The sequence below is a fragment of the Komagataeibacter swingsii genome, assembly GCF_003207895.1.
GTDB classification, from domain to species: Bacteria; Pseudomonadota; Alphaproteobacteria; order Acetobacterales; family Acetobacteraceae; genus Komagataeibacter; species Komagataeibacter swingsii.
In genome coordinates, this window is the sequence record NZ_NKUB01000002.1 from 1 (window position 1) to 16,332 (window position 16,332).

The 16,332-nt window shown below is 60.0% G+C and carries 13 protein-coding genes; 6 read left to right on the forward strand and 7 right to left on the reverse strand.

Annotated features, from left to right (window positions below):
* Positions 1 to 84: 84 nt before the first annotated feature.
* Both CFR76_RS01820 and CFR76_RS01825 read left to right on the forward strand, forming a co-directional pair.
* Positions 85 to 858: a GMC oxidoreductase gene (locus tag CFR76_RS01820; protein WP_244191720.1), complete on the forward strand. Its 774-nt coding sequence runs from the start codon at positions 85 to 87 to the stop codon at positions 856 to 858.
* Between the two features lie 2 nt (positions 859 to 860).
* On the forward strand, positions 861 to 2,129 hold the full coding sequence (locus CFR76_RS01825) for a c-type cytochrome (RefSeq protein ID WP_244191721.1): 1,269 nt from the start codon (positions 861 to 863) through the stop codon (positions 2,127 to 2,129).
* A gap of 160 nt (positions 2,130 to 2,289) precedes the next feature.
* Here CFR76_RS01825 and CFR76_RS01830 read toward each other — a convergent pair whose 3' ends face one another.
* From CFR76_RS01830 to CFR76_RS01840, 3 genes are all read right to left on the reverse strand, one after another.
* Complete coding sequence (locus CFR76_RS01830) at positions 2,290 to 3,102, reverse strand: HpcH/HpaI aldolase family protein (protein WP_110555562.1); 813 nt, start codon at positions 3,100 to 3,102, stop codon at positions 2,290 to 2,292.
* A gap of 668 nt (positions 3,103 to 3,770) precedes the next feature.
* Positions 3,771 to 6,095 carry a TonB-dependent receptor gene (locus CFR76_RS01835; RefSeq protein ID WP_110555563.1) on the reverse strand — a complete coding sequence of 775 codons (2,325 nt, stop codon included), beginning with the start codon at positions 6,093 to 6,095 and terminating at the stop codon, positions 3,771 to 3,773.
* Positions 6,096 to 6,273: 178 nt separating this feature from the next.
* Entirely contained in the window at positions 6,274 to 7,506 is a 1,233-nt protein-coding gene (locus CFR76_RS01840) for a lipase family protein (protein WP_110555805.1), read from the reverse strand.
* A gap of 385 nt (positions 7,507 to 7,891) precedes the next feature.
* On the opposite strand from CFR76_RS01840, the gene CFR76_RS01845 reads away from it, so the two are divergent.
* The 4 genes from CFR76_RS01845 (at position 7,892) to CFR76_RS01860 (ending at position 11,990) form a co-directional block, all read left to right on the forward strand.
* Positions 7,892 to 8,488 (forward strand): helix-turn-helix domain-containing protein, encoded by a 597-nt coding sequence (locus tag CFR76_RS01845; protein ID WP_264986359.1) that lies wholly within the window; start codon positions 7,892 to 7,894, stop codon positions 8,486 to 8,488.
* A gap of 395 nt (positions 8,489 to 8,883) precedes the next feature.
* Complete coding sequence (locus CFR76_RS01850) at positions 8,884 to 10,176, forward strand: amino acid permease (protein WP_244191722.1); 1,293 nt, start codon at positions 8,884 to 8,886, stop codon at positions 10,174 to 10,176.
* Between the two features lie 291 nt (positions 10,177 to 10,467).
* A complete protein-coding gene (locus tag CFR76_RS01855) occupies positions 10,468 to 11,118 on the forward strand; it encodes a TetR/AcrR family transcriptional regulator (protein WP_244191723.1) in 651 nt (216 codons plus the stop codon).
* A 230-nt stretch (positions 11,119 to 11,348) separates the two neighbouring features.
* Positions 11,349 to 11,990, forward strand: a complete 642-nt coding sequence (locus tag CFR76_RS01860; RefSeq protein WP_110555566.1) for a Crp/Fnr family transcriptional regulator — start codon at positions 11,349 to 11,351, stop codon at positions 11,988 to 11,990.
* A gap of 51 nt (positions 11,991 to 12,041) precedes the next feature.
* On the opposite strand, the gene CFR76_RS01865 is transcribed toward CFR76_RS01860, so the two are convergent.
* From CFR76_RS01865 to CFR76_RS01880, 4 genes are all read right to left on the reverse strand, one after another.
* A complete protein-coding gene (locus CFR76_RS01865; RefSeq protein WP_244191724.1) occupies positions 12,042 to 12,662 on the reverse strand; it encodes a glutathione S-transferase family protein in 621 nt (206 codons plus the stop codon).
* 108 nt (positions 12,663 to 12,770) lie between these two features.
* On the reverse strand, positions 12,771 to 13,721 hold the full coding sequence (locus CFR76_RS01870; RefSeq protein WP_110555807.1) for a DMT family transporter: 951 nt from the start codon (positions 13,719 to 13,721) through the stop codon (positions 12,771 to 12,773).
* Positions 13,722 to 13,925: 204 nt separating this feature from the next.
* Positions 13,926 to 14,897 carry an AraC family transcriptional regulator gene (locus CFR76_RS01875; protein ID WP_244191725.1) on the reverse strand — a complete coding sequence of 324 codons (972 nt, stop codon included), beginning with the start codon at positions 14,895 to 14,897 and terminating at the stop codon, positions 13,926 to 13,928.
* Complete coding sequence (locus CFR76_RS01880) at positions 14,897 to 16,267, reverse strand: MFS transporter (RefSeq protein WP_244191726.1); 1,371 nt, start codon at positions 16,265 to 16,267, stop codon at positions 14,897 to 14,899. The genes CFR76_RS01875 and CFR76_RS01880 overlap by 1 nt, the downstream gene beginning before the upstream one ends.
* Positions 16,268 to 16,332 lie beyond the last annotated feature (65 nt).

Below are 16,332 nucleotides of genomic sequence, written 5' to 3' on the forward strand. Positions count from 1 at the left end.
CAACTGTTATCTGGAGAGGAATGTCTCGCCTGGCAGATATCGTTACAGGTGCTCTCTCCTATCAAATTACAGAAGAAAAAATTTATGGGTAACTGCAAGGTTGGCCGGGCGTTTACATTCCAGACCCTGTCATGGGGCTTCATGTTCTTTGAAAACGAGTACCTCAACCCGTTCATGAACACTGGCGCCCTTGCGACCCAGATCGACGATTTCAATGGCGACAACTTCGACCATACCGGCCTGGGCTTCATTGGCGGGGCGGGTATCCAGTCGCTGAGCAACCAGGGCCTGCCGATCGGCATGGCGGGGCTGCTGCCGCAGGGCAGCCCGCAATGGGGCAAGGGCTGGAAACAGGCCTTCCAGAAAGGCTACCAGAATTACGCCCAGATCCAGGGACAGGGCACGAGCTTCGCCCATCGCGAGCAGTTCCTTGACCTTGACCCGACCTACAGGGACCGCTTCGGCCAGCCGCTGCTGCGCATTACGTTTGACTATAACGAAAACGACCGGCGTTCGGGCCGGTTCATCCGTGACAAATGCGTTGAAATCGCGCGTGAGATGGGGGCTGCGCAGGTGGGGGGGGATTCCTTCGCCGAGCGTCCCTATTCCGGTTACACGCCGTGGGATTCATCGCATGTGCAGGGTGGTGTGGTGATGGGCGAGGACCCGCGCACCAGCGTGCAGAACCGCTTCCAGCAGAACTGGGATGTCCCCAACCTGTTCGTGATCGGCGCATCCTCCTTTCCCAACAATGCCGGCTACAACCCGACCGTCGCCGTGGGGGCCACGACCCTGTGGACCGCGAAGGCGATCACGGACCTGTACCTCAAGAACCCCGGCCCGCTGGTAAGGCTATGATCATGGCAAGAAACCTGCTTCGCACTGCACTGCGCACCTGCATGCGCGGTGGACTGCTCCTGTCTGCTGTCACCTTCCTGGCCCACGGCGCGAAAGCACAGGACGGGGGCGCGGATGCACAGGTCGAACGCGGCCGTTACCTGGCGATCGCGGGTGACTGCCTGGCCTGTCATACCGCGCCCGGCGGCAAGCCGTTCGCGGGTGGGCTGGACCTGAAAACCCCCTTTGGCATCATTACCGCCAGCAACATCACATCGGACCGGGAAACCGGCATCGGGTCATGGACGCAGCAGCAGTTCGAGCGCGCGGTGCGCCATGGCAGAAGCCCGGACCGCTATCTCTATCCCGCCATGCCCTATACCGCCTACGCCAAGGTCACGGATGCGGACATCGCGGACCTGTGGGCCTATATCCGGACCATCCCGGCGGTCAGCAACAGGGTTGTCACGAACAGGCTGCCGTTCCCGTACAATATCCGCATGCTCATGATCGGGTGGAACATGCTGTTCTTCGACCGCACCCCGTTTACCCCCGACGCATCCCGAAGCGCGCAGGTCAACCGTGGCGCCTATCTGGTCGAGGGGCTGGAGCATTGCGGCACCTGCCATACCACCAAGAACGCCTTTGGCGGCGATACACGCGCCACCTACCAGGGCACGTCGCTACAGGGATGGTACGCCCCGGACCTGAGCAACAACACCCATACGGGACTGGGTGGGTGGAATGCCGATGACATCGTGACCTACCTGCGCGCCGGCACCAACCGCCATACGGCGGCATCCGGGCCAATGATGGAGACGATCGAAAATTCCACCCAGCACCTGACGGAGGCGGACCTGCAGGCCATCGCCGCCTATTTCAAGTCCCTGCCGCAACGCACGGTGGCCGTGCCCGCCCCCCTGCCCGCCAGCAACCGGCAGATGGTGGCGGGCGCGCGGGAGTTCATCGTGCAGTGCAGCGCCTGCCATGTCAGTAATGGCGCGGGTATCGCGAACATGATCCCCACGCTACGGAACAACCCGGCAGTCAACGCGCCCAACCCGGACAGCCTGATAAACATCGTGCTGCGCGGGACCGATGGCCCTGTCACGACCGCGAACCCGACCGGGGCGGCCATGCCGTCCTTTGGCTGGAAACTGCATGATGACCAGATTGCCAACATCCTGACCTACATCCGCAACAGCATGGGCAACGCGGCCCCCGCGGTTCTGGCCAGCGATGTCGCACGCGCACGCAAGGCCATCGATGCCCAGCAGGTGGTCTGGCACTGACAACCGCCCCCCTTTCAGTCACCTGAAAGGGGGGTGGCTCATCCTGAACACTGCTTGAAAACAATGCGCTGACAGGGGCTTCCCGGTGCCGCCTTTCTTGAAAAAAGGCAGTTTTCTCAAAACTTCTTTATGATTGCAGGAAGTTTCCTGACCTGAGCGTTCAGTACGCCCCGCCCTGCACCACCGTCACGCTGTCACGGCTGACCAGCTTGCGAAACTGCGCGACGCTGGCCCCGGCGGCCGCCGCCAGCAGGCGGGAATCACCCGATACGGTGGTCATGTTGAACCCCCAGCCTATGGCGCGGGCGGCATATTCCGGCGTACCGCAATGCAGCGCCGCACGAATGCCGCTGCCACGACAGGCGGCAAGGATTGCATGCAGGCTTTCGATCATCTCGGGTTCCTCGCGGTCAAATCCCGGCGCCAGGCGGCCGCCAGCCAGGCTGAGCGTCAGGTCCGCAGGGCCGACGTAAATGCCATCCAGGCCCGGTGTCGCGGCGATTTCCGCCAGGTTGTCCATGCCCTGCCGTGTCTCGATCATGGCGAAGGCCAGGATTTCGTCATTCGCCCCGCCGGCATAATTGCCGCCCGCCGCGAACGAGACCCGCGTGGGACCAAAGCTGCGCTGCCCATAGGGGGGGTACCGCATGTAGCTTACGAATTCGGCCGCCTGTGCGGCCGTGTTCACCATGGGGCAGATGACACCATACGCACCGGCATCAAGCATTTTCATGATGACGCCGGGTTCCATCCACGGCACGCGGACCATGGGCACCACGCCGGATGCCCGCATGGCCTGCATCATGGGTAGCGCACTGGAATAATCCAGCGCGCCATGCTGCACATCTATGGTGACGGAATCATAGCCCTGCGCGGCCATGATTTCGGCCGTGAAGGGATTGCCGATGGAACACCAGCCATTGAGCGTGGGTTTCCCTTCGGCCCAGAGCTGCTTGAGTCGATTGGGGATCATGTCAGGATGCCGCCTGTGCCAGTGTCGCGACCGGACAACCCGCAACACCATCCCGGCCGGACAGGCAGGTGCCCCCACAGGCCATCCCGGCCGCGGCAACACCAGCCGGTTCTGCCCGTCCCCTGGCCGCCGGGCGGTATCCACCTTTACGAAACAATTCGGAATTCGTGTACATTATTCGGTTCCTGTTATTTTTATGACACGACATGTGGCGACCGGGCGGGTCGCCATGACTGTAAAAGCAGGCGGGCGTTCCGCGTTCCCCGTTACAGTAAAACCGTGCAGTTTCCGGCCGCCTTTTTCGGGCGCGGGTCTGTCCATCATATCGACGACAGACATCTTTTTTTCCATGAATCCGTGAAAATGGCCCCGGCATTCCATCACCGTCATGGCGCAATGACCATGACCGGATGATGGAGCGAACCGGGCGGACATCGCGACATTCGCCGCCTGCAAATCATTGGTCCGGTCAAGGTTGCATGACGCCCGGCAATCACCGGGCCGGGCCAGGAAACGCCCCGTTTCCTTTTTTATACATGCGCCCGATATTGTGCATTTATTATATTTTCAAATTATGTTGTATCCGGATACGGGGATACGGCACCGGGCGCGGGCGCCCGCCGGGCCTGCCCTTCCCACAGCCCGGATTGCCCGCGCTGCCCTTCCCTTCAGAATCCCGTGCTGAATGTGCCCAGGCAGGCAAAATTGGGCGCCGTGTAATACGATGCCTGCCCTGCCACGGCCCCGGTATTATAGACCCCGGAGAGATAATGGTGATCCGCCAGGTTGATGACATTCAGGCGCAGTGACGGCGCCTTGAGAAACCCGATATCCGGCGCGCGGGCGCCGATCATCATGTCAACCTGCTTGTGGCCCGCAATCCGTTCATCGTTCATGAATGTTCCGTATTCCTTGTCCACATATTTCAGCGAAACACTGCCAAAGAAACGGCCGTCATCATATTGCAGGCCCGCCGCCGCCATCCAGCGCGGGGCCGATGTCGCAACCTTGCCTGCGGTGTGATAGGTGACGCCATTCATCGTGATGTCCGTATCCTGTCGCGCATAAAGATATTCCACCGATCCGTATGGCGAAATATGGTGCCAGGGATGGATCGCCAGTTCACCATCAAACCCCCGTGTCGTCATGCTGCCCGCATCCTGGTAGTAGGGGATGTTGGCGATATATTCATTAATCTGATGATGCGAGAAATTGTAATTGAACAGGGTCAGTGACGCCGTAACCCATTTGTCATGGTAGCGTGCGCCGACTTCCTCGGACACACTGTATTCATCATGCAGATGGGTATTGGCGGTCTGGTATGTGCCACCATCCCACGGGCTGTCATACTGGTTATAGAACGCGGTCCCCAATGGCAGGCGATAGCTGGTCGTCACGTTACCGAAAACCATGATATGCGGATTGACACGGTAGCTGACAGACATGCGCGGCAGTGGCTTGGCCGAGTAATAGTTGGCGTTATACTGTGGTCCCGGCTGGTTCAGCGTGCCATTGCGGGCAGCCATGACCTCCTTGAAACCCAGGTCCAGTGTCAGCTTCCGGTTCAGGAAATGCATGGTGTCGCCAACATACAGGGCATTGATCTGTGTAATGGTGTGATAGGCCCATTCACTTAGTGGCGTACCGTCCGTCAGGTGCAGGTAACCTGTTGAATTGCCGGCCGCGTCAAGCCCGGACAGGGGTTCCTCGACATGCATGTCGGTATAACCGTACCAGTAGCCGAATACGAGGTCATGATTGGCGACCTTGTAATGCAGGGCCGAATTGAATCCGGTAAAACTTTCTACACCCAGCCAGTTTTCGGTAACGGCGGTCTGCCCGTCCTCTGAATAGTGGTTTCCGGCCAGCGGTGAATTGACCTGCTGTGTCCCGTTGAAATACGGCCCCGTCGTGCCAATGGTCGTGACCCCGAACGGGTAATCACCACTGCCATGATAGAAATATGGCGTGACATCCAGCGTCAGGTTACGCGCCAGCTTGAAATGCGAGGGCGCGCTAAGGATGTAGTCGGCCCAGCTTACCGTCCATGCCTTGTAATAATTCCCCTCGCCAAATTTATAGCTTCCCTGCAGATCATACGGATTGTTCTTCAGGCCGTACATGTTCCACTGCTGCAGGGTGGGCGTGCTGTACCACGCGGTATGTTCGTTATTGTAGGAACCGGACAGGGAAATGTAATTCCCGTCACCCCATTCCTTGACCAGCTTGTAGTCCACATGCTTGCGGTCATTGCGGCCCGGACCACGCCATGCACGGCTGCTCAGATCGGAAAAGGATGCAAAGGCGCGCAACCCGGTATTGGCGATATCGCCACTGTCATAGCGGATGAACTGGCGGTTCATCTGATGCGTGCCATAGCTTACATCGAATTCTCCACCACGGGTATGCTTGGGATCGCGCATCCGGACCGCCAGCGTCCCACCCGATGACGCCGTCGTGGGCGTGTCGATACTGGGCGCGCCCTGCTGTAGCTGAACATTGTCCATGTTCTCGCTATCGACCCAGTTGGCGGTTTCGGGCGTATAATCGTCCGAATCATTCATCGGCGCCCCTTCAAAGGTAAAGCCGATTTCCTGCTGGTTCAGGCCACGGACATTGATGGTCGATTCATTGGAGACCCCAAACGGATCCCCCATCGACACATTCGCACCCGGTGACATGCTGACAAGCGCAAGCGCGTTGGATGCAGGGGCTTGCTTTGCAATATATTCATGGGATACGGTACTGACCGATTTCGCCGCCGTTTCATTACGGATCAGCCCGCCACCATAAGACCGCGCGCCGGTAACGTGCAACGTTTCCCCCGCCCCACGCGCGGTAATGCCCGTTTCAGCCGTTTTATGAACAGTATCAGCCTTGTTGGGGGATTTATGCGCAATATCCTGCGCATTGGCGGCCAGTGCCGGAAAACCATCACATATGATGGTCGATGACAGAATGAAAAACGTGAATTTTCTTATGTATCCAGACATACGCCCCCCAATTGCAATTGATATTCATCAATTACATTCCAACACGTATCTTATTTCTTAAAAGTAATGGAAATGCGCGGGTAACGCGCCCGTCACGGTCGGCCAGTCATGTGGCCCTGGAACCACGGCCCGGACGGCAAGCGCCCGGAATCCGCGATCCCATGGCGGTCGTTGCTATTCAGAACTTGCCGCAGTCAGACGAAAACGTTTTTCCATTAAAACGATCCTTGATCCATGCGATCTGATCATCTGTTGAATTGGCCATGGTCGGGTCATGATCCAGGCCAGGATACAGCCGGAACGCCAGACTGATGCCATTATGGCAGGCTGCGCGCGCCACGTCCCTTACGCCACCCGGCGGGACGGATACGTCGCCACCTCCGGTAATGACAAATAACGGCCCTTTTATTTCCTGCTTCCCGATCTCGTCCTCCTTCAGCATGGCCTGAACATCAGGGTTACGGGTCCATCCGTCTTTGGTAATCTGGTCACCGCTCTTGCCGAAATAGGACGCATAATCGACAAACCAGCATCCCTTGCTGGCGACAACGTCGTAATGCGACATCCCCACGGGTGTCAGCATGTCCTGCGGCTTGTAATCGGGATAACGGGCCGCCAGACCAACCGCGACCATGGGAAGATAGAACGGCGCACCGCCCTCTTCACGACGGGGATGAATGAAGTCAAGCATGTTGATCGTGCCCGAAACGGATACCGTGCCCAGGAAGTGCGGGTCGTCGATCTGGTGCTCCATTTCCGCGACGCTCCAACTGGCCATGCCGCCCTGGGAATGGCCATCGACAACCCAGTCCGCACCCAGTTGGGGAAGCGCCGCCCTTGCCGCCATGACCGAATAGATGACGTCATAGGCCTGCGCATCCTTGTTCATGTACTGGTGGGGGCCAGCCGTTCCCAGGCCATGATAATCGGTGCCGACAACCGCAAGCCCCGCCTGGGGAAATTTGAACAGGCCCTCACTGCCATAATACAGATCCTTCATGCGCGAAGGCGCGCAGGCCTGGGCCACGCCGCTGGTGCCATGCGCCCAGGCGACCACGGGCCAGCCGGATGCGGGCCTGGGGCCATCAGGGACCAGGATAAACGCGGAACTGACCACATCCTGCCGTGTTGCGCTGAGTGAATGATACAGTATCCGGTACGCGGAAACATGGGGTGGCAGCGTATAATCCGTCGCTTTTTCAAAACGGATCAATGCACCCGGGTAAACTTCCCCTTTGCCCGGCGTTGTATAGAATGGCGTGATGGGCAGAAGGTCAGCGGCTTCAAGGGCTGCTGCCTTGGGAACGGTTTCTGGCAACTGGTCATCCGCACGGGCGTCGGATGCCAGACCGCAGGCGGCGGTTGATAGTGACGCGATGGCCGCGCACGCAAGCAACAGGTTCTTGTCCATACCCATCTACCTTACATTTGTTCCATTATTTCTGAATGACTTGTACTGTTTATATGGGGCCATATCCCGTCCCCGTGACCGGACATAGGGTTTACCGGCTGGCGCATCGCGGGGGCCAACAAAAAGATTGTTCATAACCATGAAATCATGCCATGACCGCGCAGACAGCAAGGCGGTGCATTCCCCTTTCGTCCCATGTGTGGAACCGAAGGGGCCGGCATCAAAAACCTGTATCGCTTCAGTCCATCATATATAATCCCTATTTTCAAAAGGCTCTGATGATTGTATAGAAACCAGAACGTTTTGCATGATTTTTTGTATAGCATCCGGAACGTTTCCGGTGCAACAGGTTTTTCATATATATGAAAATAGGTGGTGCCATTTGATGGGAAAGGACAAGGCGGTGATCTTACAGGACGATCGGGCAACAGTCGGAAGTCGCATACGTGAACGCCGTAAACAGATGGGATTGTCATTACAGGCCGTAGCAGACCGCGTTGACCTGTCTGTCGGGTATCTCAGCCAGATTGAACGCGAACTTTCTTCGCCATCCATAGCTGAACTTGTGGTCATCGCCACCGCCCTGCATACGCCAGCCACCGAATTCCTGGAAGATCACTGCAATGCGCAGCATGATTCCTTTATTGTACGGAATTCCCGCCGCGGCCTGACAATGCTGGCAGATGGCGTGACCAAGCAGCGCCTGACCCCACTGGGTGACTGTCCGCTGCAGATGTTCATCCTGACATTGGAACCCGGCGGCCATACGGGGGCCACATCATATGCCTATACCGGACTGGAAACGGGGCTGGTGCAACAGGGGCGGCTCATCGTCTGCATAGACGATCAGGAATTCCTGCTGAGCGAGGGAGACAGTTTCCGCTTTTCCAGCACGCGGCCCCACCGCTTTGTCAATGCCTTTGACGGCGTGACCCGCTTCCTGTGGGTCGGATGCGCGCCCTGGATGCCGGATGCAACCTGACACCCCGTTTTAGTCCTGACAGACATGATCTGCCCGGTCACAAGGCCACCAAGGGAATGCCGCCGGCCCCACCTGTCCGCTGGTCACCAATGAATGCCACATGCCGGGCGTGGTTGCCGTCTGACCTGGAAACCACGCAACCCGTGGCATATGGCGGCCAGCCGACATGCAGGCCGTCACGGCCCGGCGCGCATTGCCCTGTTGCATAAGGCGTGTCCGACACAGGGCAATTCATATTGATAGAGAAATATTAGATTAATTATATACTGAATACATAAATAAATAAATGATTGGTCATACTGGTATCGTTATGAAATAATCATGACAGTAAATTTATAGGTCAATACATGAATCCAGCACCGCTCGCCAGAAGCCTGAGATCCCGCCACGTTGCCATGATCTCTATTGGCGGCATAATCGGCGCGGGTTTTTTTATTGGCGCCTCGACCCCCATTTCCATAGCCGGCCCCGCCAGCCTGCTGTCATATGCCATAGCGGGCTTACTGACATTCCTGATAAACTGCATGTTGCGTGATGTTGCCCTGCATGCGCCAGACAGGGGATCTTTCGTCAATCATATCCGCCACACCCTTGGCGCGCCGATCGGTTTCATGACCGGATGGATCTACTGGCTGGTATGGGTCACGACGCTGGGTATGGAAAGCATGGCGCTTGCCTCGTTACTCGCGCCCATTATGCATATTCCTTATGGGCTGATTGAATTCCTGATCCTCGCCATCATGACAGCCGCCAACCTTATGGCCGTTCATGTTTATGGTGAGTTTGAATACTGGTTTTCGATGCTGAAAATCATCGCCATCCTGGTTTTCATCATGATCGGCGTTTCATTACTGGTACAGGGACACGTACCGGTCTGGCGCAATGTCGCCAGTCAGGGCCTGGCGCCCCATGGCGCAATGGCGATCCTGGCGGCCGTGCCGTCCATCATTTTTTCAATGGCCGGTACGGAAGTCGTAACAATCGCCGCCGGAGAATCCGACGACCCGGCACGCAATGTCGCCAATACCGCGCGTACCGTCGCATTCCGTATTATTGTCTTCTACCTTGCCTCCGTCGCACTTATCCTGTGCCTTGTTCCGTGGACTTCCCTTGTCGCGGGGCAGTCGCCGTTTCTTTACACCCTCAATGCAATACATGTGCCCTTTGCTGGCGTGGCGATGGAAATCGTTATTGTCTGCGCAATGCTTTCAACCGTAAATTCCGGTCTGTACGCAACGTCGCGTGTCATGTTTGAACTGGCTGCCGTCCGGGATGCGCCATCCTCCTTCATGCGCCTTCATCCCGTTACGCAGGCACCGTGGGTTACGGTCCTGTTCAGTGCGTCCGCAGCGCTGCTTATTGCGATTACAGCGGTCTTTTCACCCGATGTTGTCTTTGCCTTCCTTTTGAATGCGACTGGTGCTTTCGTCATTTTCGAGTATTTTTTTATTGTCCTGTGCCGCATCCGGGTATGTGGTTTCACCCTGCTTCCCCTCTTGACCATTGTTCTCCTGCTATGCGCGCTTGTCGCCATGGCCCAGGTCGAACATACAAGGCATGAACTGGAAACCGGTGCGGGCATGATGGGTGTTGTCGTCATCATTGCCATGGCGCGGCGGGCATATGGCAATTTCTCCCGACCCGGACGGAAACACGCTGAAGAACACGGATATCCACGAAAATTTTGATGACAGGGAAGCCTGCCGCAGCCCGATGGGAACGGCTTCGGGCATCTGGGCTTCCTTGCCGGTCATGGCATGGCCCGCGCGCAGGCCGGGTGCGCGGATACGTGGCGCGCTGGCGCCAGGCCAGGTTGGCCGCCTTTCCTTCCACCTGCCGGAGACCACCCATTCGCAATGACCGTTTGAACGAAACCGGCGGTTCTGGCATCCCGATGCGGATGTGCCGTGTTCCGGGCCTGTGAATGACGTGGGGCACGGGCATATCCTGACCGATCGAGCGTAGTTAAGGACGGAAGCATGCCTGTACCATCAAGACCGCCGCATACAGGGGGACGCCCGACGCCGGAAGGCTCGGCGCAGCTTGACCGGCATGTGCTTGATGTCGCGACCACACTGTTTGTAAGGCAGGGCTATGCCGCGACATCCCTGGAACAGATCGCCCGTGTCGCGGAATGCAGCAAGGCCAGCCTGTACCGGCGCTATTCCTGCAAGGCGGCCCTGTTCAAGGCGGTGGTGGCCGCACGCGGCGCGCACCTGCTGGAGGAAGCCCGCGCGGTCGAAGCCTGTTCAAGGGACCCGCTGCTGGCCACCAGGGAAATCGCCCTGTTCTTCCTGGACTTCATGCTGCGCCCCGAAACGACGGAAGCCTACCGGATCGTCATCGCCGACGGGCACCGCATCCCGTCCGTGGTTGACGACATGATGGCGACCAGCGTGGAACCCTTTGTCGCAACAATCAGCCGCCTGCTGAAAGCCGCCGCCGATGCGGGACACATTGAATCAACCGATCATGAGGAAACCACCCGTGTCCTGATGGGCCTTGTCCTTGGCTGGCCATTGCAGAATACCCTGCTGGGCCAGAACAAGATGCTGGACCCGCAGGCGCGCCAGCGTTTTTTTGACCGGGCGTGGCAGGTTTTCCTGTCAGGCATCAGGCGCGCGCCCTGACGCCACCGCGCATGACCGCCCCTGTAGCCTGGCGGTTTTTAACGGATCAAGGCCCGGCCACGCAGGCCGTTTTTTAGCGCGCATTGACATGCCATATTGAGATACGAAACGGTATCGTATATATAATTCGGAACAGCCGGTCCCCCCTTGCCCCACATATGGTCGGGCAGACAGGGTGATCCATCGCAGGCACGCCATGACTTATTACGATAGAGAAACAGACGGTCATAATGTTCAGTAGCTTCAGACTGACCGGTGCGGAACGGGAGGCGCTGAACGCGATCTCGACCCGAATACACCGGCCTGCAAAACGCCGTATCTACGCGCAGGGGGATCAGGGGCATTACATCTATCGTATCCGCTCGGGCGCCGTGCGCCTGGAACACCAGCTAAAGGACGGGCGCAACCAGATTTTCGCTTTCCTGTGGCCCGATGACATGTTCGGCACGCTGGACGGCGGGCTGTACCATACCTCCGCCATTACCCTGGTGGATACATACCTGTTCCAGATTTCCTATCCCGCGCTCAAAAGCCTGGTGGAGGTCCATCCCCGCATACAGACGCTGTTCCTGCGGCAGGCGCTGGATTACGCAAAAACGACGGAACGCCACCTGTTGCTTGCGACCTATCCCCTTGTGGTCAAGAGGCTGGCCGGTTTCCTGCTGGAATGCAGCAGGCAGGCGGATTTCTTCGACCGGACATCCGGCATCCTGACGCTGGCCATGGACCGCAAGGATATCGCCGACTACCTGGGCTTCGCCATCGAGACCACCAGCCGCACCCTCAAGGAACTGGAGGATATGGGCCTGATACAGCGCCTGTCCGCCCAGCGCATAAGGATAGACCGCGACAGGATCGGGGCGATCATCTGACTTCCCCCCCTTTTCCCTAACCGTGCTGCCCCGACCGGGAAAACCGCGTCCTTATTCCCGCCATGGCAGGGGCACGAAGCCCGGCAACGCCTCGATCCGTTCCAGCCATGCCCTGACGGCGGGATAGGGATCAAGGGAAATGCCACCTTCAGGCGCATGGGCGGTATAGCCGTAGCACGCCAGGTCAGCCAGCGTCGGGCAGTCCGCCGCAAGGTAGCTGCGCCCGCGCAGGAACGCATCCATGAAACCCAGCAGCTTCGCCGCCCGCGCCCGCGCATCGGCCGGCTCCCCTGCCTTGTGGAACAACGCCACCATGCGGGCCGCCGCCGGTCCCTGCCGCAGTTCGCCAGCCGCGATCGACAGCCATCGCTGCACATGCGCCGCCCCCACGGGATCATCGGGCAGCCATTGCGTGCCCGCGCCATAGGCCTTCGCCACATAGACAAGGATCGCATTGCTGTCCGCCAGAACCAGATCCCCGTCACGCAGCACCGGGACCTGCCCCAGCGGGTTGATGTGCCGCAGTTCCGGCGAGGACGCATCCACGACCTCGAAATGGTAATCAAGGCCAAGCATCGACAGAAGTAGCCTGACGCGATGCGCATGACCCGATAGCGGCGTGCCGTAGAGTGTTATCATGAGGAAGCGTTCCCATCGTGTTTTCCCGACCATGGCATTGCAGCCGTAGCCACGGATAGCCCCGCCACATGGCCCCACGCCGCGGGAATGGCGTTGCTGGCGGGCCGCGCGCCCTGTCCGCCGGTGCCCGACGGGGGCAGGCTATTCCATGGCGGCCGGAATGGCGGCGGCGCGGGCGGGGTCATGCATGTGCCGCCGTGCCCGCCGCTCCTCCACCGCGAGGCGTTCGAAGTGGATGCGCTGGCGGATCCAGTTCAGCATGCCAGAAAAGGTCACGACGATGATGCCGACAATCGTCCAGTGGTCCAGCGGCTGGTGAAACAGGAAGTAGCTGAACGCCACGGCCCACAACATCTGGCTGTATTGCGGCAGCGCCACACGGTTGGCGGGCGCGCGGGCCGTCGCCATCATCATCAACAACTGGCCCAGCGCGGCCAGGAACCCGTAGCCGAACAGGAACAGCCACGTCTTAAGCCCATGCGGCCAGTGCGCATGCCCCAGCATGAGCAGCCCGTCACCCACCAGCGGGCCGAACAGGCTAGACCCGAATAGCGACAGCCGTGGCGTATTGTTGCCCGCCAGCCGGTAGGCAATGACGCCCACGGCATTGGCCACCGCCGCGATCACGGCGCACAGATGCCCCAGATGCAGCGCCCGCACGCCGGGCCGCAGCACGATCAGCACGCCCACGAACCCCAGGATGACCGACAGCCACGCCCAGCCCGAAACCTTTTCACGCAGCAGCGTGACCGACAGGACCGTCACGAAAAACGGCATGAGGAACATGAGCGAAAGCGCCTCGGGCATGGGCAGCAGCATGAAGGCTTCGACACTGGCCGCGGTGGAGGCAAAGATGGCGATCGCGCGCACCACCCACATGCCCGGCCGCTGGGGGGAAAAGATGTCGCGCAGGGATTCATCGGGCCTGCGGATGAACGGGATGATCAGGAAACCGAACACGCCACCGGAAAACGCGACCTCGAAGGGATCAAGCTGGCCGGCCAGCAGCTTTGAATACGCATCACTGATCGAAAAGGAGGAATACGCCGCAAAGGCCAGCATCATCCCCGAGGTAAAGAAAGACATGTTCATCTGCGTTGCCCGTAGCCGGAGGAGCGGGCAGTATGGATGCAAAAGGGGGTCAGGGCCAACATTGGATGAGACGACCTGATATGCCAGCGTCCCACCCATGCCCGCCATGGCAGCGCCGCGGAATATCCTGTCGCACGGAAACGGCGATGCGCCCGCCCCTGTCCCCGGTCACGGAGCGGCACGCCAGCGTATGACGATCCGGTTTTAATCAGCCGTCCGGTCCGGCACATGCCCTTTCATGCCGGTGCCTGCGACCGGGTCATCCACGCGGCTGAGGGTGCGGACATCATGGCGGTAGCGCCGTGGCGTCGTGCGGCAAATCTCCATGAACTGCCGGTTGAAGTTGGACAGGTTGGCAAAGCCCGCGGCGCTGCTGATTTCGGCGATGGACGCATCGGTTTCCGCCAGCATGCGGCAGGCGCGGCTTACCCGCAGCCTGCGCATGAAGGATACGAATGTCGAACCCGTCGCCCGGCGGAACAGGCGTGAAAACGCAGGCCCGCTCAACCCGACCTGCCGGGCCATGTCCGCCTGCCGGATATCGTGCGGGCCGCCTGACAGCAGGTGGCGGATCACCCGGTCCATGCGCTCCAGGTCCCGGTCCGCGACCCGCGCCTGCCCTTCCCCGCCAAACGGGGCGATCCCCGTCAGAATCTGGCGCGGGCAGGCCGCCAGCCCCGACAGCAGCCCGATCAGGGCCGCAAGGCGCGCCGCGTCATGCATGTCCCCCATCGCCGCCAGGCGTGCGCCCAGCACCGGCGCCATCGGCCCCGTAAACACGACCCCGTAGCGTGCATCCGCCAGTAGGGCGGACACCGTTTCCAGTTCCGGGCACAGGGCCACCAGTTGTTGCAGCCAGTCATCATGGGCCTGCAGCACGATATCACGTCCCGCGATCCGCTCGCCCATCGACAGGTCACTGAACCACCCGTGCGGCAGGTCCGGCCCCACCAGCACCAGGTGGCCGGGGGCGAACGTGCCCAGGAAATCCCCCACCATGAAATGCCCCGTCCCGGCCGTGATCAGGTGCAGTTCATATTCGGGGTGGTAGTTCCATCGCGCACAGGCGGCAGGGTAGTCATGGCGGTGCCAGACAAAGCTCTGCCGGGGGCCGGGCTGGATGACCTCGAAGACCGGGGGGCGTACCGTACGGCTTTCCCCCATGCGGGCTGGCATCACCGCGCCGGCGTGTGCGATGCAAGCGTGGTCTCCATCCCCTCGCGCACCGCCTGCGCCTTGGCGCTGGAGGCGACATCCACGGCATGGGCGCCACGGGGCTGGACCAGCCGGATGAAGCCTGTCAGCACCGCGCCAAGGAAATACAGCGCCGCGAACGCAATCACCACGCCCTGCGTGCCATACCCCGACACCAGCATCGTCGCCAGCGCCGGCCCGGCAAAATTGGCCAGGCCGCCCCCAAGGTTCTGCACCGATACCGCCGCCCCCTTGTGTTCGGGCGCCAGCATGGGAAAGATCGCCCCCATCGGCACGAAGGACGTGATCGTCAGCGCAAACAGCAGGGCCGCGACAATCGCCACCGCCATGTTGCCCGGTGCCGCGCGCGGCAGGTAGTAGAACGCCAGCGTGGCGATGCCGCACCCCACGAAGCCGACCCAGCGCATCTGCCGCAGCCAGCCGATCCGGTCACCCACGATCCCCCACATGACATTGGTAAAGGGCTGCACCACAAAGAATATGCCGTATATGCGCAGCCATTGCGGCATGGTGAACCCGCCTTCGGCCGAGGTATAGAACAGCGGCATCACCACCGGGAAACCGAACAGCGACAGGTTGCATATGATCCGTATGAGCAGCGCCAGCGCGATATCACGGTTATGGGCGATCAGCGTCAGGCCCCGGCTGATTTCGGTCAACTGGTGGCGCAGGCTGCGCCCCTTGTTCCTGTCGATCGCGGCGGGCGCGTCATCACGTATGGCGAAAAACGCCAGCAGGCCACCACACACGACCCATGCCAGCGACATCCACAACGTTGGCAGGAAGCCAATGGCGGGGATGGTGAAGCTGGGCAGGAAGGATGCAATGATGCCATAGCCGATCGTGAACATGGACCACACCCAGCCAATGGCCGAAGCCAGCCGGTGGTCAGGCGTGCGCTGCACGATCCAGAAGAAGAATGCATAGAAAAACAGTGGATAGGCAAACCCGCGCAGCCCGTAGAACACCAGCATCAGCACGAAGTCATGCCGCATGACCCCACCGGACAGGAACGCGACATGGCACGCCACCCACCACAGCGTCCCGATGGCCATGATGCGCCGGGGGCCATATACTTCCGCCAGCACGCCGGACAGCCAGCTTGCCACCGCCGCCGTCGCCCCGTACACGGTAAACAGCAGGCCAGCCTGCCGGGCGGAAAACCCGATGCCCGTCACGTATTTGGACAGGAACGCGACCTCGATCCCGTCGCCGGTCATATACAGCGCAACCGCGACATAACCCCAGAACAGCACGACCGGCATGCCCCATATGATCGGGGATGCCGAAGGCTTCATGGATGCGCCGCCGTTACCGGCGGAACCGTTCATGGCATTCATTTTTTCATGCCTTTTTGTTTTTATTGGGCAGGCAACCCGAAGGTCGCCTGCCTTGG